This is a genomic window from Pseudomonas lactis (assembly GCF_001439845.1).
In the GTDB taxonomy this organism is placed as follows: Bacteria; Pseudomonadota; Gammaproteobacteria; order Pseudomonadales; family Pseudomonadaceae; genus Aquipseudomonas; species Aquipseudomonas lactis.
On record NZ_JYLO01000010.1, the window covers coordinates 233,931 to 254,546 of the forward strand.

A 20,616-nucleotide genomic window follows, 5' to 3' on the forward strand; every position below is an offset into this window, starting at 1 on the left:
GACTGCTTATAAGAGGTTGAAGTGGTATGTATAGCTTTTTAGCAGGCTTGACTCTGTTGGCGGTCGCAATTTTATCGCGCGCAACCATGAGGGATCCGTTTCATCCTTCGTTTATATTTCCTGCCATTTGGGGCGGCGGATTATGCTTAATAGCCTTCACTCCTCTGTTGGGTTTTTATGCCGTTGAGTCTGACGCTCTGCTAATTTTTATTCTGGGCGGGGCAATATTCAGTGCGGTGTCTATTTGTATAAGCCTGTTTGCCAAAAGCTTCGTGCATAAAGGCTTTTTTTGTCGCGAACTTAATTTTAATGATCTGTTTTTGCTATTCGCCTTCATGCATCTTCTGGTTTTGCCGGTTGCTTATAGTGATTTGTCTGCACTCGGTTCTGACTTTGAGCAGATATCATACGCCGCAAGGGCAATGTCGGTTGCTGGGGAGTCAGTATTCGGTCGGCTGACAGCAAACTATCTGCTGCTGGGGCTGGTAATAATTCCGTTATTTACGATAGCCTTGGCTCAACGGAGAATAGGGTGGCTCAAGTATCTCATAATCGCTTTTCCATGGTGCGCTCTGATATTGGTTGGGAGTGGTAGGGCAGGGTTGATACAGATGCTGTTAGGCCTGGTATTTATTTATCGGGTGGTGCATCAAAAACTTCCCGTTAAAATTATGGCGACCTTGGGTTTATTTTTTTTGGTAGTTTTATTTGTAGGCGCTATAGCCACAAATAAAATCGATGTAAGTTCAGATGAAAGTGTAGGCGAAGTTATGTCTATCATGCTGACGCACATTGCAGGTTATGCGCTTCAAGGGCCGGTTCTGTTTTCGCTATATTTTGATGGGACGGTTCGAGTCTTCGAAAACTGGAACCCCTTCATATCCGTTTGCCACTTACTTTCCATGGTTCAGTTGTGCACCCCTTTACCCATGCACTCAGAGTTTAACTTATATGGCGATGGGTTAGAGGGTAACGTTTATAGCTTGTATTTTTCCATTTTTCCCGGGTTCGGCGTGTTGGGTGTCGTTTTTTTTATTGCGCTGTATTCGGCGGCTTCAACCTATGCTTACCTGAAGGCTAAGCAAGGCCATATCTTTTATATGGTGATCTCTGCCTACTTGTATTCAGCGATTGTATTATCATTGTTTTCCGATACGTTTCTACCTTCGTTATGGTTTTTCATGAAGGTGTTTGTGATTGTAGTCTTTGTGTTGTTGTTTTTTTCAAAAAAACCAATTTCATAATTTATAAGGTTGACGGTATGAAAGATGAAATTTCGGTTATGGCATTCACGCAGGGTGATAAGGTGCCGAGCACACGGTTTAGAGTGGACTATTTAAAGCGTGGATTAGAAGCCAAAAATATTAAAATACATGTCTCCAATGCTTATGAAAGCGCTTATCCGCCCAGTGCCCGCGCGCAAAGATTACTTTGGATTATCAAGGAATTCTGCTCCAGGCTTTTTGGTGTGTGCAAGAGCTTTAAATATGATGTGATCATACTACAGAGAGAGATGATTTCGACGATTCCTACTCTGGAAAGGTTTACCAAAAGACCGCGAATTTTAGATGTTGATGACGCGATTTGGTTGCACAGAAATGGGTGGGCGGTAGAGCAAATTACGAAGCGTGTCGATCACATAGTTTGTGGAAATAGTTATATTGCCGACTATTTTCGCAAGTTTGGTAAGCCGATGACTGTTATTGCCACGCCCGTTGATGTTGATAGATTTCGTCCTTTGAAAAAAGACTTCGCTGCTAAAATTATTGGATGGTCGGGCACTTCCGGAGGATTCAAGTTTCTATATGATATAGAAGACGCCCTGGCTCAGGTCCTCAAGGAAAACAAAGGTTGGAAGCTACGCGTTGTTTCTGACCAGCGTCCGCGTTTCGACAAGATTCCTGATGAGGCTGTTGAGTTTGTACAGTGGGCAGTTGAGAATGAAGTCAGCTCTATTGCAACCATGGACATTGGCCTCATGCCGTTGGATGATACGGAGTGGTCGCGAGGCAAGTGCAGTTATAAGATGTTGCTGTATATGGCTTGTGGTATTCCGATCGTGGTATCCGACTTTGGTATGAATAGCGAGATCTTAAAAAATGGATTTATCGGTTATGGAGTGGTTACGCCTGCTGAGTGGTATCAGTCTTTGAACGCGTTGATTAATAATCCGTTAGACAGAGATCGTGCAGGCCAACATGCCCGGGATGTCATCGTCAACAAGTATTCCCAGCATCAGGCGGTTAATGAGTGGGAGAGAATAATCAGAGAAACTGTTGAAAAAAGCAGCTGATGGCGAAATAAGTATTTATACTGTTTGGCTGAAGAATTTTAATAGGGAAGGGTTTCGTAGTGTGTGGAATAGCCGGTTACTTTCATTCGACGCCGTCCTCTATAACTGATCGTCATGTCGTTCAGATGGTCCAGGCCATAAATAAGCGTGGCCCCGACGGCTCTGGAACGTGGACTGATGATGCACAGATTGTATTAGGTCATGCTCGTCTGGCTATTCAGGACCTCTCACCAGCCGGCCACCAACCGATGGAAAGCGCGAATGGGCGTTATGTGATCGCGTTCAACGGCGAAATTTATAATCATCAGACGCTGCGCAAATCACTCGAAAGTCAATTCGAGGCTCCTGCTTGGCGTGGCCGCTCCGACACGGAGACTCTTTTAGCGTGCTTCAACAGTTGGGGCGTCGAGAAAACGCTTCAAGCTACCGTGGGTATGTTTGCTATCGCTTTGTGGGATCGTGTAGACAATAAACTCGTCCTTGCACGTGATCGGCTGGGTGAAAAGCCGCTTTATTGGGGCTGGTTGGGTGACATTCTGGTTTTCGGGTCTGAGCTTAAAGCGCTTAAGCAACATCCAGACTTCAAATCAACTGTTGATAGGAATGCGTTGGCTTTATACCTTCGCCATAATTATGTGCCGGCCCCGTACAGTATATATGAAGGTATAGAAAAGCTGATGCCTGGCCACTATGTCAGTATTTCCTTGGGCCAAAAAAGAGAGTCGGTTAAGCCAGCTTTTTTTTGGTCGTACAATGACGCTGTTGTGAGGGGTTTGGATCAGCCGCTAGTTGGCAGTGAAACTGCCATTGTAGACGCGCTTGAATTGCAGCTAGCTGAAAGTGTTGGGATGCAAATGCTATCCGACGTGCCCCTGGGTGCGTTTTTAAGCGGCGGCGTCGACAGCAGTCTAATTGTTGCCCTGATGCAGAAACAAAGTCGGCGGCCAATCAAAACCTTCACCATCGGTTTCAGTGAGGCAGGCTTTAATGAAGCGGAGCATGCCTTGGCTGTCTCCCGTCACCTGGGTACCGAGCACACGGAAATATACATTCAGCCGAAAGACGCGCTGGATGTTATCCCTCACTTGCCAGCGATTTATTGTGAGCCATTTGCCGATAGTTCGCAGATTCCAACGTTCTTGGTTAGCCAACTTGCAAAACAGCAAGTCACGGTCGCTCTGAGCGGCGACGCGGGTGACGAGCTGTTCGGTGGCTACAACCCCTACCAATTCACACCGCAGGCGTGGAACCACGTCAGTAAAGTGCCGGTTTCTTTGCGGCGATTGGCCGCGAGCTCACTCAAACTACTGCCTCTGAGGGGCAGGGTTGAAAAGCTGGTGGATATTATGAATACCCCCACCCGAGAAGATTTTTATCGTCAGATGATCAGTCACTGGAAGGATCCTCTGGTCGCAGTGATAGATGCAAAAGAGCCTGCAACGCTGTTGAATACACCCACGAGCTGGCCTTCCACTACGGGCAGGTACGAAGAGTGGATGATGGCGATGGATGCGCAAACCTATATGGTCGACGATATCTTGGTAAAAGTTGATCGCGCCGCGATGGCCAACAGTCTTGAAACACGTGTTCCATTGTTGGATCACCGCATTGTCGAATTGGCCTGGCGTATTCCCTTGCCTATGAAAATTCGTGAGGGCGTAGGCAAGTGGGTATTAAGAGAGGTGCTCTATCGGCATGTTCCTCGGCAGTTGATTGAGCGGCCAAAAAAAGGATTTTCCATTCCTGTCGCTTCGTGGCTGAGGGGCCCATTGCGTGAGTGGGCCGAAAATCTTTTGAGCGAAAGCCGGCTACGTCAGGAGGGTTTTTTCCACCCTGCGCCTATCCGTCAGATCTGGGCACAGCACCTTGCTGGACATGCGGATTATTCGAGCAGGCTGTGGGGCGTTTTGATGTTCCAGGCTTGGCTCGAGGAGCAGGGCTGATGAAAGTTACCCATGTAATTGTCGGCCTTAATATCGGCGGCGCTGAGTTGATGTTGCGTCGACTTTGTGAGTCTTTCAACTCCAGCTCCGAAGACGAGCACCGTGTTATTTCATTGACGGATCTGGGCGAAGTCGGCGCATTGCTGCGTGCTCATGGCGTCACCGTTGATACTTTGGGCATGCGTGGCGCCTGGGATGTTTTTAGCGCATTCAACAAGCTGGTGCGTCTTTTACAGTCTACTAAGCCTGATGTGGTTCAAACCTGGATGTATCACGCTGATTTGTTGGGCGGTTTGGCCGCACGCTGGGTCGGCGTAAAAGGGCTAATTTGGGGCATCAGAACCACTGATGTCAGCAAGGGAGGAGGTAAGTCAACGATAGTTATTCGCAGGCTGTGCGCCTGGCTTTCTGCTATTTTGCCCAGCGTTATTGTTTGCGCTGCCGAAGCGTCGCGAACGACGCATGTCGCGGTTGGTTATTCCCCGAAAAAGATGATCGTCATACCCAACGGGTTCGACCTTGAGCGTCTAGTAGCTTCATCCGAAGAGCGTGAAGTTATACGATCAGCGCATGGTATTGGGGTGAATGACTTTGTTATCGGTAGCCTCGGACGTTTCAACGAAGTCAAGGATCACGCGGGTTTCATTAAGTCCGCGGGACTCGTTGCCGCTCGTTTCCCACACGTTAAGTTCTTAATGATTGGGCGTGATGTTGATCGTGGCAATATTGCGCTAATGGCTGATATAGCTGCGACCGGATATGCTGATCGGTTTGTACTATTGGGTGAGCGCAAAGACGTGGCGGGATGTTATAGGGCGATGGATATGTTCTGCCTGCATTCGTTTACTGAGGGATTCCCCAATGTACTAGGTGAGGCCATGAGTATGGCATTGCCTTGTGTAACTACCGATGCCGGTGATGCAGCCTTTCTTCTTGGCGGAAACGGAATTGTCGTACCTGTACACGAACCTCAGGTATTGGCTGAAGCATTGGCGAAGGTGGTGGGAAAGACTGACGCGGAGCGTACAACGATGGGGCAGGGTGCCTATACTCGGATCTTCGAAAATTTCACGATGAAATGTACCGAGACAAAATTCAAAGAAATTTATGACCGGCTTTACTTAAATCAGGATGTTCAGTGATGTGTGGTTTCAGCGGAATTTTCCAGTCCTGTATTGGCGATTTGACAGCAATCGTCAACCGGATGAACGATGCCCTCACACACCGTGGCCCTGATGATCGTGGCGTTTGGGTCGATGAGAATGTGGGGCTTGCGCTCGGACATCGACGTTTGGCCATTGTCGATCTGTCCGAGGCGGGTCGACAGCCGATGCATTCTAGTTGCGGAAGATTTGTAATTGTTTTTAACGGCGAAATCTATAATCACCGCGAGCTAAAGCAGAAGTTGGAGGATGAGGGGCTGTCGCCGGCGGAATGGCGAGGACATTCTGATACCGAAGTGCTGCTGGAAGGCCTTGTAAGCTGGGGCGTCGAAAAGACCCTGCAGGCGTCCGTTGGCATGTTTGCCTTCGCGCTTTGGGACAGGCAAGAGCAAGTGTTGACACTTGCGCGTGACCGGATGGGCGAAAAGCCTTTGTATTACGGCTGGCAAGGGGACGCGCTGCTTTTAGGCTCCGAGTTGAAGGCGATCAAGGCTTTCCCACAGTTCACTGGGGAAGTGGATCGTAATGCACTCACCTTGTTACTTCGTCATAATTGCATTCCAGCTCCTTACAGTATTTATAAGGGCATTGCGAAGCTTGAGCCGGGTCACTACGTAATCCTTACGCTGAACAATCTTCCCGCCGCAAAAATCGCAGTTCCTCAATCTTACTGGCGTCTCAACGACGCCGTTGCGAGAGGCATTGCCCAGCCCTTTGAGGGAACTGCTTCTCAGGCGACGGATTTGCTAGATGCACAATTACGTTCCAGCATTGGCCAGCAAATGCTGGCTGACGTACCTTTGGGCGCGTTTTTAAGCGGTGGTGTTGATAGCAGTACGGTAGTAGCTCTAATGCAGGCGCAAAGTGCTCAGCCGATTCGTACATTTACTATCGGTTTCGACGAAGGTGGTTACGACGAAGCTGTACATGCCAAAGCCGTCTCCCAGCACCTGGGTACGCAGCATACGGAGCTATATGTTCGTCCGGAGGACGCGTTAGCAGTGATTCCACGCCTGCCATCGATGTATTGCGAGCCGTTCAGCGATAGTTCGCAGATCCCGACCTTTTTGGTCAGCCAATTGGCTAGCAAGCAGTTGAAGGTTGTGCTCAGCGGTGACGGTGGAGACGAGCTTTTCGGTGGTTACAATCGCTATCTTAGCGCTAAGAAAGTCTGGTCGAAAATGCAACAGCTACCTCCGTTTGCCAGGCAAGCAAGCGCCGGGCTTTTAAGGTCACTTTCGCCCTCCAGCTGGGATCATCTGTTTCGTATCTCTAAGCCACTACTGCCCAAGCGTCTACACCTCAGTACGCCGGGAGAGAAAGCACATAAATTGGCTAATGTTCTGACGCTTGCGGACGGCCATGAGTTCTATCTTCAGTTGAACAGTCACTGGACCGATCCTGCAAGCGTAGTGATTGATGGCGAAGAGCCGAAAACCATTTTCACCGAGCCTTCACGCTGGCCACAAACTGACAGCTTTGAGCATTGGATGATGGCGATGGACGCCCAAACCTATATGTCGGATGACATCATGGTCAAGCTAGATCGTGCAGCCATGGCCGCAAGTATTGAAGGGCGTGTGCCATTGCTCGATCATCGAGTCGTCGAACTGGCTTGGCGCATGCCGCTCGATTTGAAGATTCGTAACGGTCAGGGTAAGTGGCTGCTGCGGGAAGTTTTGTATAGATATGTACCCAAGGAACTCATCGAAAGGCCAAAGCAAGGTTTTGGTATTCCGCTGGGTGCTTGGTTGCGCGGACCTTTAAGGGAGTGGGCTGAGTCATTGTTGAACGAAGCACGCCTACGGCAGGAGGGATACTTCCATCCTGAACGTATCAGGCACATGTGGCAGGAACATCTCGAGGGGCGCGGTAACTGGCAGCCTCATTTGTGGACCATTTTAATGTTTCAGGCATGGCTGGAAGAACAGGCATGAGTAAAATTCTTCTGTTCATCGTCAACGATCCGGCTTTCTTTCTCTCCCATCGGCTGGCTGTGGCCAAGGGCGCTCAGACAAAGGGCTATAAGGTTCATGTGGCGTGCATGCCAGGCCCGGCAGTTGCGGCTATTGCTGCGGAGGGTTTTGAGTTTCACTCATTGCCACTGTCACGTAGTGGTCGAAATCCTCTCGCCGAGCTTGGCCTTATGTTCACTATTTGGAAGCTACTTTGGCGATTGAAGCCGGACATACTGCACTTAGTAACCATCAAGCCAGTTTTGTATGGTGGAGTCGCTGCTCGTTTTGCGCCGGTTAAAGGTGTTGTTACGGCTATTTCAGGGCTGGGTTTTGTGTTTCTTTCAAGGGGACTCAAGGCTCTTGTTACGCGTAAAGTAGTCAGCACTTTTTACCGTCTTGCTCTGGGAAAGCGTAACCTGCGCTCGATTTTTCAGAATCCCGATGATCGTGATTTGCTGTTAAGCATGAGCGGCCTTAACGAATCTAAAGCCGTGATGATTCGTGGTTCCGGCGTCAACTTGTCACTTTACACAGCGATTCCGGAGCCTGAAGGACTTCCTGTGGTATGCCTGGCAGCTCGATTGCTACGTGATAAAGGTGTCGAGGAGTTCGTTGAGGCGGCAAAAATACTCGCTGCACGCGGCGTCAAGGCGCGGTTTCAATTGATAGGTGATATTGATCCAGGCAATCCGGCTACCGTGACTCGTACGCAAATAGATCAGTGGCGAGAGGATGGTATGATCGAGTTACTCGGTTATCGCGATGACATCGCTACACTGTTCGCTGCAGCGAATATCGTCACTTTGCCCTCTTATCGTGAGGGGTTACCCAAGGTCCTAGTGGAGGCCGCAGCCTGTGGCCGTGCGGTTGTAACTACAGATGTGCCCGGATGTCGAGACGCAATAGACCCTGACATAACGGGTTTTTTGGTTCCCGTACGTGATGCAAAGGCGTTGGCCAACCAATTGCAGGTGCTGATCGAAGATCCGGCCCTGCGCAGTCGTATGGGCATGGCTGGCCGTGAGCTGGCTTTGCGTGCTTTTTCGATTGAAAAGATCGTAGAACAACATTTGGATGTGTATGGGCAGTTGGAGCGCATAGTTTGAATCAGAGGAAGACAGTCTTTGTTACGGGCGCTAGCGGCTTTGTGGGCGCCGCGCTTGTTGATCGGTTGGCATCCGCAGACGACTGTCAGGTGCTGGCACTGGTGCGTCGAGAGGGTGTTACGCTCCCTGCCAATGCCGTCCCTGTGCTCGTTAGTGCCGATTATCTAGCCACAGAATCTTTGCTTGCCCTCGAAGGGGTCGATGTGTTGGTTCATTGCGCAGCCCGTGTTCATGTAATGTCTGATGCTTCGAGTGATCCGCTGACTGAGTATCGTAAGGTCAACGTAGACGGAACGCTGAAGCTGGCACAGCGAGCAGCGCACGCCGGAGTAGAACGTTTCATTTTTATCAGTTCAATCAAAGTGAACGGAGAAGCAACTCAGCCTGGCGCTCCCTATACGGCAGACGATGTGCCAGCCCCTTGCGACCCGTATGGCGTTTCAAAAAAGGAAGCCGAAGAGCAGCTAAAGATACTGGCCAAAAAAACCGGGATGGACGTCGTTATCATTCGCCCCGTTCTCGTTTACGGCCCGGGAGTGAAAGCCAACTTTCGCAGCATGATGAACTGGCTTAACAAAGGCATTGTTTTACCTTTGGGAGCTATACGCAATCAGCGAAGCCTAGTCTCGCTCGACAATTTGATTGATCTGATTGTGGTTTGCTTAGATCACCCCGCAGCAGCTAATCAAATATTTTTAGCCAGTGATGGTGATGACATGTCGACTACCGATTTGTTGACGCGCATGGGGATTGCACTGGGTAAACCAGCCCGATTGATACCTGTGCCCGCTGCTCTTTTGCAGTTAGGTGCTGCGTTGATAGGACGTAAGGCTATTGGCCAGCGGCTGTGTGGTTCGCTGCAGGTCGATATTGCTAAGACTCGCCGGCTATTAGAGTGGACACCACCTTCCACTGTGACCGCTGCCCTGCGCAAGACAGCTGAAAGTTTTCAGGGCAGCTTGAAGTAAATAGTGACCCTTCTCGGGACCGTAATTGGAGTTGTTGATGAATCATTTACTGTGGCTTGCGCCTGCAGTCGCGGCGTTTGCTCTTTTCCTGACGTGGTGTTTACGGCGCTACGCACTCGCCCGTAGTCTGATTGACGTGCCTAACGCACGTAGTTCGCACTCAGTCCCGACTCCTCGAGGCGGAGGAGTGGCTATTGTGTTGAGCTTTCTAATTGCGTTGCCTTTCCTGCTCGTAGGCAACGAAATAACGCATTCCTTTACATGGGCATTATTGGGTGCGGGGGCCGCAGTTGCAGTGCTCGGATTTCTTGATGACCACGGTCATATCGCTGCCCGTTGGCGGTTGCTAGGGCATTTCAGTGCCGCGATCTGGGCCCTGTTTTGGTTGGGAGGCTTGCCAGCGATAGTGCTGCCGGGAATGGTCATCGACCTTGGTTGGCTCGGGCATATCGTCGCTGCTTTTTATCTGGTGTGGGTGTTGAATCTATACAACTTCATGGATGGAATTGATGGCCTGGCCAGCGTTGAAGCGATATGCGTCTGCCTCGGAGCCTGCCTGATCTATTGGCTGAATGGGGATCAAGCGCTTATCTGGGCTCCGCTGCTATTGAGCATGGCGGTACTGGGTTTTCTCTACTGGAATTTCCCGCCCGCCCGAATATTCATGGGGGATGCAGGTAGCGGTTTTCTCGGTGTAATCCTTGGTGTGCTCTCCCTACAAGCTGCCTGGCACAACCCTGATTTGCTGTGGGTGTGGCTTATCTTGCTTGGGGTTTTTATTGTCGATGCGACATTTACGCTCATTCGTCGCTTGATGCGAGGAGATAAAGTGTATGAAGCCCATCGCAGTCATGCCTATCAGTTCGCCTCACGCCAAGTAGGGAGCCATTTGCCCGTCACTCTCTCGGTGTTAGTGATCAATGTCTTCTGGCTGCTCCCTCTTGCACTTTGCGTTGTATTGTTGGGACTGAACGGGTTGCTTGGGGTTTTCATAGCGTACGTCCCACTGGTAATCCTGGCAGTCAAATACAAGGCAGGTGAGCTGGAGAGGGCTACCTGATTTTTCGTGAGTAGATTTACGCGGTCATTAATGCTCTGAAGTGTTTAAATATGACAAAGCAGTAGCGCCAGGAGCAACAAAGGTGTTTAAAGGGTTCATGAATACAATACGATCATATTTGCTGGGCCTACCCCGTCGCCGCAAGCGCATCCTGCAGGTTGTTGCGGACGTTCTTCTTGTGTGGTTTGCACTGTGGATGGCGTTCCTCGTTCGCTTAGGGGTGGATGACATGATCAACCCTATAGCACTGCATCGCTGGTTGTTCCTGAGCGCACCAATCGTCGCCATACCGCTTTTCATCCGCTTCGGCATGTACCGGGCGGTCATGCGCTATTTTGGTAATGACGCGCTGATCGCAATCATCAAGGCGGTAAGCCTTTCATCCGTGATTCTGGGGGTGGTGGTCTATTGGTATAGCAATCATCAAAACGTGGTGCCGCGCTCAATCATCTTCAACTATTGGTGGCTGAGCTTGATCATGGTTGGTGGCCTGCGGTTGGCTATGCGTCAGTACTTTTTGGGGGATTGGTTTGCTGCAGCCCAGCATGTACCGTTTACCAACCGTGAAGACGGCTTGCCGCGTGTTGCAATCTATGGCGCCGGCGCTGCCGGTAATCAGTTAGTAGCGGCCCTGCGTATGGGGCGTGTCATGCGTCCCGTAGCGTTCATAGATGATGATGACAGCATTTCAGATCGAGTGATTTCAGGACTGCAGGTGTACAAACCTCGTCATATTCAGCGAATGATTGATGCCACTGGCGCCCAGGAAATTCTGCTTGCAATACCGTCCTCTAATCGCGGTAGGCGACGTGAAATCCTTGGTTTTCTTGAAGGCTATCCGCTGCATGTACGCAGTGTTCCGGGCTTCATGGATCTCGCCAGCGGTCGTGTGAAAGTGGATGACATCCAGGAAGTTGATATCGCTGATTTGCTGGGACGTGATTCAGTGCCCGCACAAGGGGAACTGTTGGAGCACTGCATTAAAGGGCAAAGCGTTTTGGTGACTGGTGCTGGTGGCTCTATAGGCTCTGAGCTATGTCGTCAGATTCTTGCACTACGTCCTACTACGTTACTGTTATTCGAACACAGTGAATTTAACCTCTACAGCATTTTGTCTGAGCTTGAACAACGCATCATCCGTGAGTCGTTGCCGGTCAGGTTGCTGCCTATCCTTGGATCAGTACGCAACCAGAATAAGTTACTGGATGTCATGAATACATGGGGTGTGGACACTGTCTATCACGCAGCAGCTTATAAGCACGTACCGATGGTCGAGCACAACATTGCAGAGGGCGTGTTGAATAACGTCATCGGTACTCTAAATACGGCGCAAGCAGCGCTGCAGGCGGGTGTTGCTAACTTCGTCCTGATCTCTACTGACAAGGCTGTGCGCCCAACTAATGTTATGGGGAGCACTAAACGTCTTGCAGAGTTGACTCTCCAAGCCCTCAGCCGTGAATTGGCTCCTATATTGTTCGGCGATAAGTCGAATGTTTCCCGTGTCAACAAGACCCGCTTCACTATGGTTCGCTTCGGAAATGTACTGGGTTCATCTGGATCGGTGATTCCGCTTTTTCATAAGCAAATCAAATCTGGGGGGCCTCTGACGGTAACTCATCCCAAGATCACTCGTTACTTCATGACTATCCCCGAAGCGGCACAATTGGTGATCCAGGCGGGTTCTATGGGCCTTGGGGGGGATGTGTTCGTGTTGGATATGGGGGAGCCGGTGAAAATTGTCGAGCTAGCCGAAAAGATGATTCATCTCTCTGGCTTAAGTGTTCGCTCTGACAAGAATCCCCACGGTGATATTGCTATCGAGTTCTCTGGCCTGCGCCCAGGGGAAAAACTTTACGAGGAGTTGCTGATAGGTGATAACGTCGTTGCCACCCAGCACCCCATGATCATGAGTGCCAACGAAGACTGTCTGGCTTGGGATGTGCTCAAGGATAAGCTGACCGAGTTACTCGCGGCTGTAGAACAGGACGATTACGATCGTGTTCGTCAGCTTTTACGCGAGACGGTAAGTGGGTATGCCCCCGACGGCGAAATCGTTGACTGGATCTACCAACAACGCCGCCTGGAACCGTGAATAATACCCTGTTACTCATCCATTTTTGACACTCTCCAACCATCGCCTAACGTAGAAAAGCAGCTTCGGAAAAGCTGCTTTTCCCTCACCGATGTCATGGAGCGTCACCAATGCAAAACCTCTACCTCTCATCCTTCATCTTCGCCTTCCTCACCAGCCTCTCCGTCGCCACCACCGCTGCGCCGTCCATCAAGCCAGAGCCCCCAACCCCCATCTCCACCCAGATGACCAAGACCGAACAATCTTCCAAGGTCAACCTCAACGCCGCCGACGCCGAAACCCTGCGCCGTGATCTGTTCGGCATTGGTGCTTCCAAGGCGAAGGCAATCATCGCCTATCGCGAGAGCAACGGCCCGTTCACAGCGGTGGATGAGTTACTGGAAGTGAAAGGCATCGGCAAGGCATTGCTGGAAAAGAATCGCGACAGGCTGGTTATTAATTGAGGATCTGAAAACAGCGCGGAGGGCCGGTCATAGACCGGCCTTTCCTTTAACTAACGGACATTGCGATTTCCCCTCGCAGGCAACATTGGCACGAAACGTGGTTACCTCTTCCTCAGTGATTGTTCAACAATCTCGAGGTAACGATGCCACTCACCCTATCCTTAGCCGACCAGATCGCTCTGGAACTGCGCGCCGACATCATAGGCGGCCGGCTGTTACCAGGCATGCCGCTGATCGAGTCGGACCTGGTCAAGGTCTACAACGCATCCCGGAATACGATTCGCGAGGCGCTGCATCGTCTGGGCCAGGAGGGCCTTACTCGTTATATCCGCAATAAGGGCGTCATGGTTCGGCGCTTGGAGCGAGCAGAAGTGCGCGACCTCTTCGTCGTCCGCCGCACCCTGGAGTTGCAGGCGATTGCGCAAAGCGGGCCGCTGACGGACGCTCAATCAACACTTATGCAAAACGCCATTGACGCCACCACCCTGGCCCGGGAGCGGGAAGATTGGCGAGCCGTGGCCACTCACAGTCTTATGTTTCACCAGCAGATCGTCGCGTTGATGGGCAGCCCGTTGTTCGACGAGTTCTTCGCCCAGGTAATAGCCCAACTGCGTCTGGCGTTCTGCGCCGCGCCGGATGAGCAGCGCTTCCAGTCACCCTGGCTGGAGCGTGACCATGAGATATACACATTGCTAACCCGCAACCAAACCCAGGCCGCCAGCGAGGCGATGAGTCTGTACCTGGATGACTCGGAACGCCTTTCTCTCGCCTTGTTTGATCGCCCTTGATGGAGGAGTGCCCCATGTACAAAGACTATCCCGCCGCGTACCAGGTCAGCAAAGGTTCGGCGTTGCAGGTGGATACGGCGTTCTATGAGCGTATTCGTGATCAGAAAACCCAGCGCACGTTGATCGAACAGTTCGAGGTGCCGATTCGAACGGGGAGAGCGTGGAAGGTGCCGGCCGGGCATGTGTTCCGTGTGACCACACCGGTGGGGCCGCAGGTGGGGGATTTTAATGTCTGGAACGCCAACGACCCACGCGAACGCTTGTGGGCCGCGCGCACTCGGCAGCTGCAAGGCGCCCATGTCAGCACCCATGATCGGTTGTGGTCGAACCTGCCTTTTCTACGGCCCTTGGTCACTATTACCGATGACAGCCTGGCCAGCTACGGCATTGATGAGCACGGTGGGCGTTTGCACGATTTGTTGGGCACGCGGTGCGACCCCTATGTGAACCGTATGTTGACCGGGGAGGACTTTCACCACCATTGCCACTCGAACCTGACCCGTGCGGTATTGCCCCATGGGCTGACGGAGTTCGATGTGCATGACGTGTTGAATATTTTCCAGTGCACCGGGCTCAATCAGGATGACATGTACTTCATGAAAGCCTGTCCGGCGAAGAAGGGCGATTACCTGGAGTTTTTTGCCGAGATTGATCTGCTCTGTGCGTTGTCGACGTGCCCTGGCGGGGATTTGTCGCTACCGATGTGGGGGCCGGATGCGCAGGATCCGCTGACGGTGTGCCGTCCGTTGGGGGTGGAGATCTACCGGTTGGAGGATGAGTTGCTCAATGGCTGGAGCCAGCCGGAACGTGCTGCCTACAAAGGGCAGCACGGCTTGCATATTGCCAAGGCGGATTGGGAGTAACCCAATATTCAGCGATCCTGCGCATCCTTGGCATCTGCCTGGGCATTGCGCTCGGCTACGCGTTTGCGTTGTTCGTCGGTGAGTTCCACCTTGTTGGCGCTGTCACGCAGCATCATCAGGCCACCGACGATCGACCCGATCGCTACTACCATAATCAACCATGCATACCACGGCATAAGACGCTCCTTGAGGCAGAGGTTCGTGGGAGAATTTCCCACGGTAATCACTGCTTTGAGTGACGGGCTTTCTGAGTAGTTCAGTGTAGGCCCGTTCTGCCTCATAGGCGCTATTGTCCGGTCAACATTGCATCCGCCGGCGCATCGATGCGGTCTTGTGCGGTCATCTGGAAGTAGATGAAGCCCACCGCCATAAAGCCCAGGAAGATCAGCCCGATCAAGGCATTGAACCAGGCCATCGCCACCAGGCACACCACCGCCAGCACCAGCGCGATACCCGGCACGATGGGGTAGCCTGGCGCGCGGAAGGTGCGCTCCAGCAACGGCTCGGTCTTACGCAGTTTGAACAGGCTGAGCATGCTCATGATGTACATGACGATGGCACCGAACACCGCCATGGTGATCATCGCGGCGGTCAGGGTCATGCCGCCCAGGTTGATCAGGCCGTCGCTGTAGATGGCGCCGATACCCACCACGCCGCCGGCGAGGATGGCCCGGTGCGGCGTCTGGAAGCGTGAAAGTTTGGCCAGGAAGGAGGGGAGGTAACCGGCGCGGGCCAGGGCGAAGAACTGGCGCGAGTAGCCGAGAATGATGCCGTGGAAGCTTGCCACCAGGCCGAACAGGCCAATCCATACCAGCATGTGCAGCCAGCCGGAGCTGTCGCCCACCACGGTTTTCATCGCCTGGGGCAGTGGGTCGTTGATGTTCGACAAGGTGCGCCAGTCGCCTACGCCGCCAGCGAAGAACATCACGCCCATGGCCAGGATCACCAGGGTCAGGATGCCGCTGATGTAGGCTTTTGGAATCGTGCGTTTGGGGTCCTTGGCTTCTTCGGCGGCCATGGCGGCGCCTTCGATGGCGAGGAAGAACCAGATGGCGAAGGGGATGGCGGCAAACATCCCGGCAATCGCCGGGGCACCGAAGGTGTCGGAACCGGCCCAGCCGTTCAGGGCGAAATGGCTGAAGCTGAAGGCTGGGGCGACCACGCCCATGAACACCAGCAGTTCGGCGACGGCGAGCACGCAGACCACCAACTCAAAGGTGGCGGCAAGTTTCACCCCGAGAATGTTCAGGCCCATGAACACGATATAGGCGCCGACAGCGGCGTGCTTGGGGTCGAGTGCCGGGAATTGCACGTTCAGGTACGCACCAATGGCCAGGGCAATCGCGGGCGGGGCGAAGACGAATTCGATCAAGGTGGCCAGGCCTGCAATCAAGCCACCTTTCTCACCAAAGGCGCGACGGCTGTAGGCAAAGGGGCCTCCGGCGTGGGGAATCGCAGTGGTCAGTTCGGTGAAGCTGAAGATAAAGCAGGTGTACATCGCGGCGACCATCAATGAGGTCACCAGAAAGCCCAAGGTCCCGGCGACGCCCCAGCCATAGCTCCAGCCGAAATACTCGCCGGAGATCACCAGCCCGACGGCGATGCCCCATAGGTGCAGGGTGCCCAAGGTGGGTTTGAGTTGTGTGTTCATTTTGCTGCGCTCCCTGAACCGTTTGGAATAATTCAAGGTGTTGCAGTGGCTATGCCAAGCCTCAGAACTATGTCGTAAAGCAGTGCCTATGTCGCCGGGGGGACGGTTTGGCGTTTGAATGTGGCATGAGTTGCACCACATAAGTGCGGTGGTGACTTGGCGCGCGCTTTCGCGGGCAAGCCCGCTCCCACACGTGACCGAGTATTAACTGAAAGAACGCAGTCGAATGTGGGAGCCGGGCTTGCCCGCGAAGAGGCCCTCCCAGCCACTGCAAATCCCGCTGTAAACCCCGCATAAACCCACTCTTTACGCCATCTTTACGCCCCACCCAGCCCCTCGCTCTCGTTCCTTTACACCGCTCCTGCGGACAATGCCCCCACACGCGGCAATCGCCGCACGAAGGGGAGACTTCCATGAGCGTTCTGGACGGAGTGTCACTGCTATTGGCCGTGGCGCTGTTCATTTATCTGCTGGTTGCGCTGTTACGCGCGGATCGGAACTAGGAGCGGGCTATGCACAGTTATGACTATTGGCTGATCATCGCCTTCTTCGCCGTGGTACTGGTGCCGGCACCGTTTCTGGGGCGGTTCTACTACAAGGTGATGGAAGGCCAGCGCACCTGGCTCACGCCCGTATTGGGGCCTGTCGAAAACGCCTGTTACCGCCTCTCGGGCGTGGATGCGCAGCAAGAGCAGAGCTGGCAGAAATACATGCTGGCCTTGCTCGCATTCAACCTGGCGGGCTTCTTGTTGTTGTTCTCGATCCTGTTATTCCAGGGCTCCCTGCCACTGAACCCGCAAAAACTGCCGGGCCAGGAATGGACCCTGGCGTTCAACACCGCCGTCAGTTTCATGACCAACACCAACTGGCAGAACTACAGCGGCGAGGCGTCCTTGAGTTACCTGAGCCAGATGGCCGGCCTCACGGTGCAGAACTTCGTCAGCGCCGCGACCGGCCTGGCCGTGCTGGTCGCACTTTGCCGTGGGATCGGGCGCAAATCTGCCCAGACGCTGGGTAACTTCTGGGTCGATATGACCCGCGCCACCCTCTACGGCCTGTTGCCGTTGTGCCTGGTGCTGGCGCTGTTCCTGGTCTGGCAGGGCGTACCGCAGACTTTCGCCCATTATGTTGATGCCGTCACGATGCAGGGCGTGGACCAAGTGATTCCCCTGGGCCCGGCCGCCAGCCAGATTGCGATCAAGCAGTTGGGCACCAATGGCGGCGGCTTTTTCGGGGTGAACTCGGCGCATCCGTTCGAAGACCCGACGGCCTGGGCCAATCTTTTCGAAGTGGCCTCAATCATCCTGATTCCGGTGGCGTTGGTGTTTACCTTCGGCCATTACGTCAAGGACCTGCGCCAGAGCCGGGCGATCCTCGCGTGCATGCTGGCGCTGTTCCTGATCGGCGGCGCGACGTCGCTGTGGTCCGAATACCAGCCCAACCCAACCTTGAACAACCCGGCGGTGGAGCAAACCGCACCGCTGGAAGGCAAGGAAACACGCTTCGGCACCACCGGCACCGTGCTGTGGTCGGTGACCACCACCGCGGCGTCCAACGGTTCGGTCAACGGTATGCAGGACAGCCTCAGCCCGCTGAGCGGGATGGTGGCATTGGTCAACATGATGGTCGGCGAAGTGATCTTCGGCGGTGTCGGTGCCGGTATGTACGGCATGTTGCTTAACGTGTTGATCGCGGTGTTCCTCGCCGGCCTGATGATCGGCCGCACCCCGGAATACCTGGGCAAGAAACTCCAGGCCAAGGAGGTGCAATTGCTGGTGGTGACCCTGCTGGTGATGCCGGTCGGCGTATTGGTGTTGAGTGCCATCGCCGCTAGCTTGCCCGGCCCGGCAGCTGCCATCAGCAACCCCGGTCCCCATGGCTTCAGCCAGTTGCTCTACGCCTACACCTCGGCCAGTGCCAACAACGGTTCGGCGTTTGCCGGCCTCGGCGCCAACACCCCGTTCCATAACCTGATGCTGGGCCTGGGCATGTTGATCGGCCGCTTCGGCTACATCCTCCCGGTACTGGCCCTGGCCGGCAGCCTGGCGATGAAGAAAGCCGCACCGATTGGCCAGAACAGCTTCCCCACCCATGGTGCGCTGTTCGTCACCCTGTTGACCGTGACCATTTTGCTGGTGGGCGGCCTGACTTTCCTGCCGACGCTGGCGTTGGGTCCCATCGCTGAACACTTGAGCATGGGCTTCTAGTTAAGGGATATGAAAATGAATATGCCTGCAAAAAACGCGGCCCCGGTCAAAACCCAGGAGCCTGCCAAAACCGCAATCTCTGCGCTGTGGCGCCCAGCGCTGGTTCAGGCCTTCGTCAAGCTGGACCCTCGCCAACTGCAACGCTCGCCGGTGATGCTGGTGGTCGAACTGACCGCCATCCTCACCACCGTGCTGTGCTTTGTGCCCGATACCACCGTTCCAACGTTTGTCGCCGTGCAAATAGCCGTGTGGCTGTGGTTCACCGTGCTGTTTGCCAACTTCGCCGAAGCCTTGGCCGAGGGGCGTGGCAAGGCCCGTGCCGATAGCCTCAAGGCCGGCAGCGAAGGCTTGAGCGCGCGTCGCCAGGAGGCTGACGGCAGCTTCAAAATGATACCGGCCACCAGCCTGCGCAAGGGCGATGTGGTACGTGTTGCCGCCGGGGAAATGATCCCCGGTGACGGCGAGGTCGTCGAAGGGATTGCGGCGGTCAACGAAGCGGCGATTACCGGCGAATCCGCCCCGGTGATCCGCGAGTCTGGCGGCGACCGTTCGGCCGTTACCGGCAACACGCGGTTGGTCTCGGACTGGCTGTTGATCCGCATCACTGCCAACCCGGGCGAGTCCACCCTCGACCGCATGATCGCCCTGGTGGAGGGCGCCAAGCGCCAGAAGACCCCCAACGAAGTCGCGCTGGATATCCTGCTGATCGGCCTGACCCTGATCTTCCTGCTGGTGGTGGTGACCTTGCAGCCGTTCGCCCATTTCGCCAATGGCAGCTTGCCTTTGGTGTTCCTGGTCGCACTGCTGGTGACGCTGATTCCTACCACCATTGGTGGCTTGTTGTCGGCCATCGGTATTGCTGGCATGGACCGCCTGGTGCGTCTCAACGTGATCGCCAAGTCTGGCCGCGCGGTAGAAGCGGCGGGGGATGTGCACGTGCTGTTGCTGGACAAGACCGGCACCATCACCTTCGGCAACCGTCGTTGCTCGGCCGTGGTCGCGGCGCCTGGCGTCAGCGGCCGCGAGTTGGCCGAAGGCGCGCTGCTGGCGTCCCTGGCCGATGACACGGCGGAAGGCAAGTCCATCGTTGAATACCTGCGCGCCTTGCACCCGCAGGCCGAGCCAAGCCTGGAGGCGTTGACCGCCGTGCCCTTCAGCGCCGAGACCCGTTTGTCCGGTGTCGACTACCAGGGCCGTGTGTTCCGTAAAGGCGCGGTGGATTCGCTGCTGGCGTTTATCGGCCAGCAACGCAGCGACCTGTTGCCGGCGCTGTCGCGGGAAATAGACAAGATCGCCCAAAGCGGCGGCACGCCCTTGCTGGTGTGCGCCGATGGCAAGTTGCTGGGGGCGATCCATCTCAAGGACGTGGTCAAGCCCGGTATTCGCGAGCGTTTTGCCGAGCTGCGCAAGCTGGGGATTCGCACCGTGATGGTCACCGGCGACAACCCGCTGACCGCCGCCGCGATTGCTGCTGAAGCGGGGGTGGACGACGTGCTGGCCGAGGCCACGCCAGAGAAGAAACTCGCGCGTATTCGCCATGAGCAGAACGATGGTCGCCTGGTCGCCATGTGTGGCGACGGCGCCAACGACGCCCCGGCGCTGGCCCAGGCTGACGTTGGTATGGCGATGAACGACGGCACCCAGGCCGCGCGCGAGGCCGCCAACATGGTCGACCTCGACAGCGACCCGACCAAGCTGCTGGACGTGGTGCAGATCGGCAAGGAACTGCTGGTGACCCGTGGCGCGCTGACGACCTTTTCCATCGCCAACGACGTGGCCAAGTACTTCGCGATCCTGCCGGCGCTATTCGCCTCGATCTACCCGCAACTGGGCGTGCTCAACATCATGCACTTGCAGAGCCCGCAGAGCGCGATCCTCTCGGCCATCGTGTTCAACGCGCTGATTATCGTGGTGCTGATCCCATTGGCCCTGCGCGGCGTGCGGGTGCAGGCGGCGAGTGCGGCGGCCTTGTTGCGGCGCAACCTGTTGATCTACGGGCTGGGCGGGCTGTTGGTGCCGTTCGTGGGCATCAAGGCCATCGACATGCTGCTGACCGCGCTGCACCTGGTTTGACCTGTCCG

17 protein-coding genes are annotated in these 20,616 nt (G+C 54.5%); 15 read left to right on the forward strand and 2 right to left on the reverse strand.

The window, feature by feature from the left end; all coding sequences use genetic code 11:
* Positions 1-26 precede the first annotated feature (26 nt).
* From TX24_RS19045 to TX24_RS19100, 12 genes are all read left to right on the forward strand, one after another.
* Positions 27-1,244 (forward strand): O-antigen polymerase, encoded by a 1,218-nt coding sequence (locus TX24_RS19045; RefSeq protein ID WP_057710881.1) that lies wholly within the window; start codon positions 27-29, stop codon positions 1,242-1,244.
* A 17-nt stretch (positions 1,245-1,261) separates the two neighbouring features.
* The gene (locus tag TX24_RS19050; protein ID WP_169878789.1) at positions 1,262-2,293 is read left to right on the forward strand and encodes a glycosyltransferase family 4 protein; all 1,032 of its coding nucleotides are present in this window, start codon (positions 1,262-1,264) and stop codon (positions 2,291-2,293) included.
* A 59-nt stretch (positions 2,294-2,352) separates the two neighbouring features.
* Positions 2,353-4,236 carry an asparagine synthase (glutamine-hydrolyzing) gene (gene asnB, locus TX24_RS19055; RefSeq protein WP_057710882.1) on the forward strand — a complete coding sequence of 628 codons (1,884 nt, stop codon included), beginning with the start codon at positions 2,353-2,355 and terminating at the stop codon, positions 4,234-4,236.
* Positions 4,236-5,378: a glycosyltransferase family 4 protein gene (locus TX24_RS19060; RefSeq protein ID WP_057710883.1), complete on the forward strand. Its 1,143-nt coding sequence runs from the start codon at positions 4,236-4,238 to the stop codon at positions 5,376-5,378. Before asnB (TX24_RS19055) ends, TX24_RS19060 begins: the two co-directional genes overlap by 1 nt.
* Entirely contained in the window at positions 5,378-7,336 is a 1,959-nt protein-coding gene (asnB, locus tag TX24_RS19065) for an asparagine synthase (glutamine-hydrolyzing) (protein WP_057710884.1), read from the forward strand. The genes TX24_RS19060 and asnB (TX24_RS19065) overlap by 1 nt, the downstream gene beginning before the upstream one ends.
* Positions 7,333-8,463 (forward strand): glycosyltransferase family 4 protein, encoded by a 1,131-nt coding sequence (locus tag TX24_RS19070; protein WP_057710885.1) that lies wholly within the window; start codon positions 7,333-7,335, stop codon positions 8,461-8,463. Before asnB (TX24_RS19065) ends, TX24_RS19070 begins: the two co-directional genes overlap by 4 nt.
* The gene (locus tag TX24_RS19075) at positions 8,460-9,431 is read left to right on the forward strand and encodes a UDP-glucose 4-epimerase family protein (protein ID WP_057710886.1); all 972 of its coding nucleotides are present in this window, start codon (positions 8,460-8,462) and stop codon (positions 9,429-9,431) included. Before TX24_RS19070 ends, TX24_RS19075 begins: the two co-directional genes overlap by 4 nt.
* A gap of 37 nt (positions 9,432-9,468) precedes the next feature.
* Entirely contained in the window at positions 9,469-10,491 is a 1,023-nt protein-coding gene (locus TX24_RS19080) for an MraY family glycosyltransferase (RefSeq protein WP_057710887.1), read from the forward strand.
* A gap of 97 nt (positions 10,492-10,588) precedes the next feature.
* The gene (locus TX24_RS19085) at positions 10,589-12,583 is read left to right on the forward strand and encodes a polysaccharide biosynthesis protein (protein ID WP_057710918.1); all 1,995 of its coding nucleotides are present in this window, start codon (positions 10,589-10,591) and stop codon (positions 12,581-12,583) included.
* A gap of 110 nt (positions 12,584-12,693) precedes the next feature.
* On the forward strand, positions 12,694-13,026 hold the full coding sequence (locus TX24_RS19090; protein ID WP_003189815.1) for a ComEA family DNA-binding protein: 333 nt from the start codon (positions 12,694-12,696) through the stop codon (positions 13,024-13,026).
* A gap of 143 nt (positions 13,027-13,169) precedes the next feature.
* Entirely contained in the window at positions 13,170-13,814 is a 645-nt protein-coding gene (locus TX24_RS19095; RefSeq protein ID WP_003189816.1) for a GntR family transcriptional regulator, read from the forward strand.
* A gap of 14 nt (positions 13,815-13,828) precedes the next feature.
* Complete coding sequence (locus TX24_RS19100; RefSeq protein ID WP_014717638.1) at positions 13,829-14,677, forward strand: urea carboxylase-associated family protein; 849 nt, start codon at positions 13,829-13,831, stop codon at positions 14,675-14,677.
* Between the two features lie 8 nt (positions 14,678-14,685).
* Here TX24_RS19100 and TX24_RS31050 read toward each other — a convergent pair whose 3' ends face one another.
* Both TX24_RS31050 and eat read right to left on the reverse strand, forming a co-directional pair.
* Positions 14,686-14,853, reverse strand: coding sequence for a DUF2897 family protein (locus TX24_RS31050; RefSeq protein ID WP_003172675.1), 168 nt, complete (start codon positions 14,851-14,853; stop codon positions 14,686-14,688).
* Between the two features lie 110 nt (positions 14,854-14,963).
* On the reverse strand, positions 14,964-16,328 hold the full coding sequence (gene eat / locus TX24_RS19105) for an ethanolamine permease (RefSeq protein WP_057710888.1): 1,365 nt from the start codon (positions 16,326-16,328) through the stop codon (positions 14,964-14,966).
* 413 nt (positions 16,329-16,741) lie between these two features.
* Between eat and kdpF the strand changes: the two genes are divergently transcribed.
* From kdpF to kdpB, 3 genes are read left to right on the forward strand one after another with little or no spacing between them, the layout of a single operon-like run.
* Positions 16,742-16,831 (forward strand): K(+)-transporting ATPase subunit F, encoded by a 90-nt coding sequence (kdpF, locus tag TX24_RS31055; RefSeq protein WP_003218754.1) that lies wholly within the window; start codon positions 16,742-16,744, stop codon positions 16,829-16,831.
* A 9-nt stretch (positions 16,832-16,840) separates the two neighbouring features.
* The gene (gene kdpA / locus TX24_RS19110; RefSeq protein WP_057710889.1) at positions 16,841-18,535 is read left to right on the forward strand and encodes a potassium-transporting ATPase subunit KdpA; all 1,695 of its coding nucleotides are present in this window, start codon (positions 16,841-16,843) and stop codon (positions 18,533-18,535) included.
* Between the two features lie 15 nt (positions 18,536-18,550).
* Positions 18,551-20,608 (forward strand): potassium-transporting ATPase subunit KdpB, encoded by a 2,058-nt coding sequence (kdpB, locus tag TX24_RS19115; protein WP_003189828.1) that lies wholly within the window; start codon positions 18,551-18,553, stop codon positions 20,606-20,608.
* Positions 20,609-20,616: the final 8 nt, after the last annotated feature.

Bases quoted from the DNA above. Each gene is read 5' to 3' on its own strand.
- TX24_RS19045 (WP_057710881.1), top strand. From the start codon at position 27: ATGTATAGCTTTTTAGCAGGCTTGACTCTGTTGGCGGTCGCAATTTTA.
- TX24_RS19050 (WP_169878789.1), top strand. From the start codon at position 1,262: ATGAAAGATGAAATTTCGGTTATGGCATTCACGCAGGGTGATAAGGTG.
- TX24_RS19060 (WP_057710883.1), top strand. From the start codon at position 4,236: ATGAAAGTTACCCATGTAATTGTCGGCCTTAATATCGGCGGCGCTGAG.
- asnB (WP_057710884.1), top strand. From the start codon at position 5,378: ATGTGTGGTTTCAGCGGAATTTTCCAGTCCTGTATTGGCGATTTGACA.
- TX24_RS19070 (WP_057710885.1), top strand. From the start codon at position 7,333: ATGAGTAAAATTCTTCTGTTCATCGTCAACGATCCGGCTTTCTTTCTC.
- TX24_RS19080 (WP_057710887.1), top strand. From the start codon at position 9,469: ATGAATCATTTACTGTGGCTTGCGCCTGCAGTCGCGGCGTTTGCTCTT.
- TX24_RS19085 (WP_057710918.1), top strand. From the start codon at position 10,589: ATGAATACAATACGATCATATTTGCTGGGCCTACCCCGTCGCCGCAAG.
- TX24_RS19090 (WP_003189815.1), top strand. From the start codon at position 12,694: ATGCAAAACCTCTACCTCTCATCCTTCATCTTCGCCTTCCTCACCAGC.
- TX24_RS19095 (WP_003189816.1), top strand. From the start codon at position 13,170: ATGCCACTCACCCTATCCTTAGCCGACCAGATCGCTCTGGAACTGCGC.
- TX24_RS19100 (WP_014717638.1), top strand. From the start codon at position 13,829: ATGTACAAAGACTATCCCGCCGCGTACCAGGTCAGCAAAGGTTCGGCG.
- TX24_RS31050 (WP_003172675.1), bottom strand. From the start codon at position 14,853: ATGCCGTGGTATGCATGGTTGATTATGGTAGTAGCGATCGGGTCGATC.
- eat (WP_057710888.1), bottom strand. From the start codon at position 16,328: ATGAACACACAACTCAAACCCACCTTGGGCACCCTGCACCTATGGGGC.
- kdpF (WP_003218754.1), top strand. From the start codon at position 16,742: ATGAGCGTTCTGGACGGAGTGTCACTGCTATTGGCCGTGGCGCTGTTC.
- kdpA (WP_057710889.1), top strand. From the start codon at position 16,841: ATGCACAGTTATGACTATTGGCTGATCATCGCCTTCTTCGCCGTGGTA.
- kdpB (WP_003189828.1), top strand. From the start codon at position 18,551: ATGAATATGCCTGCAAAAAACGCGGCCCCGGTCAAAACCCAGGAGCCT.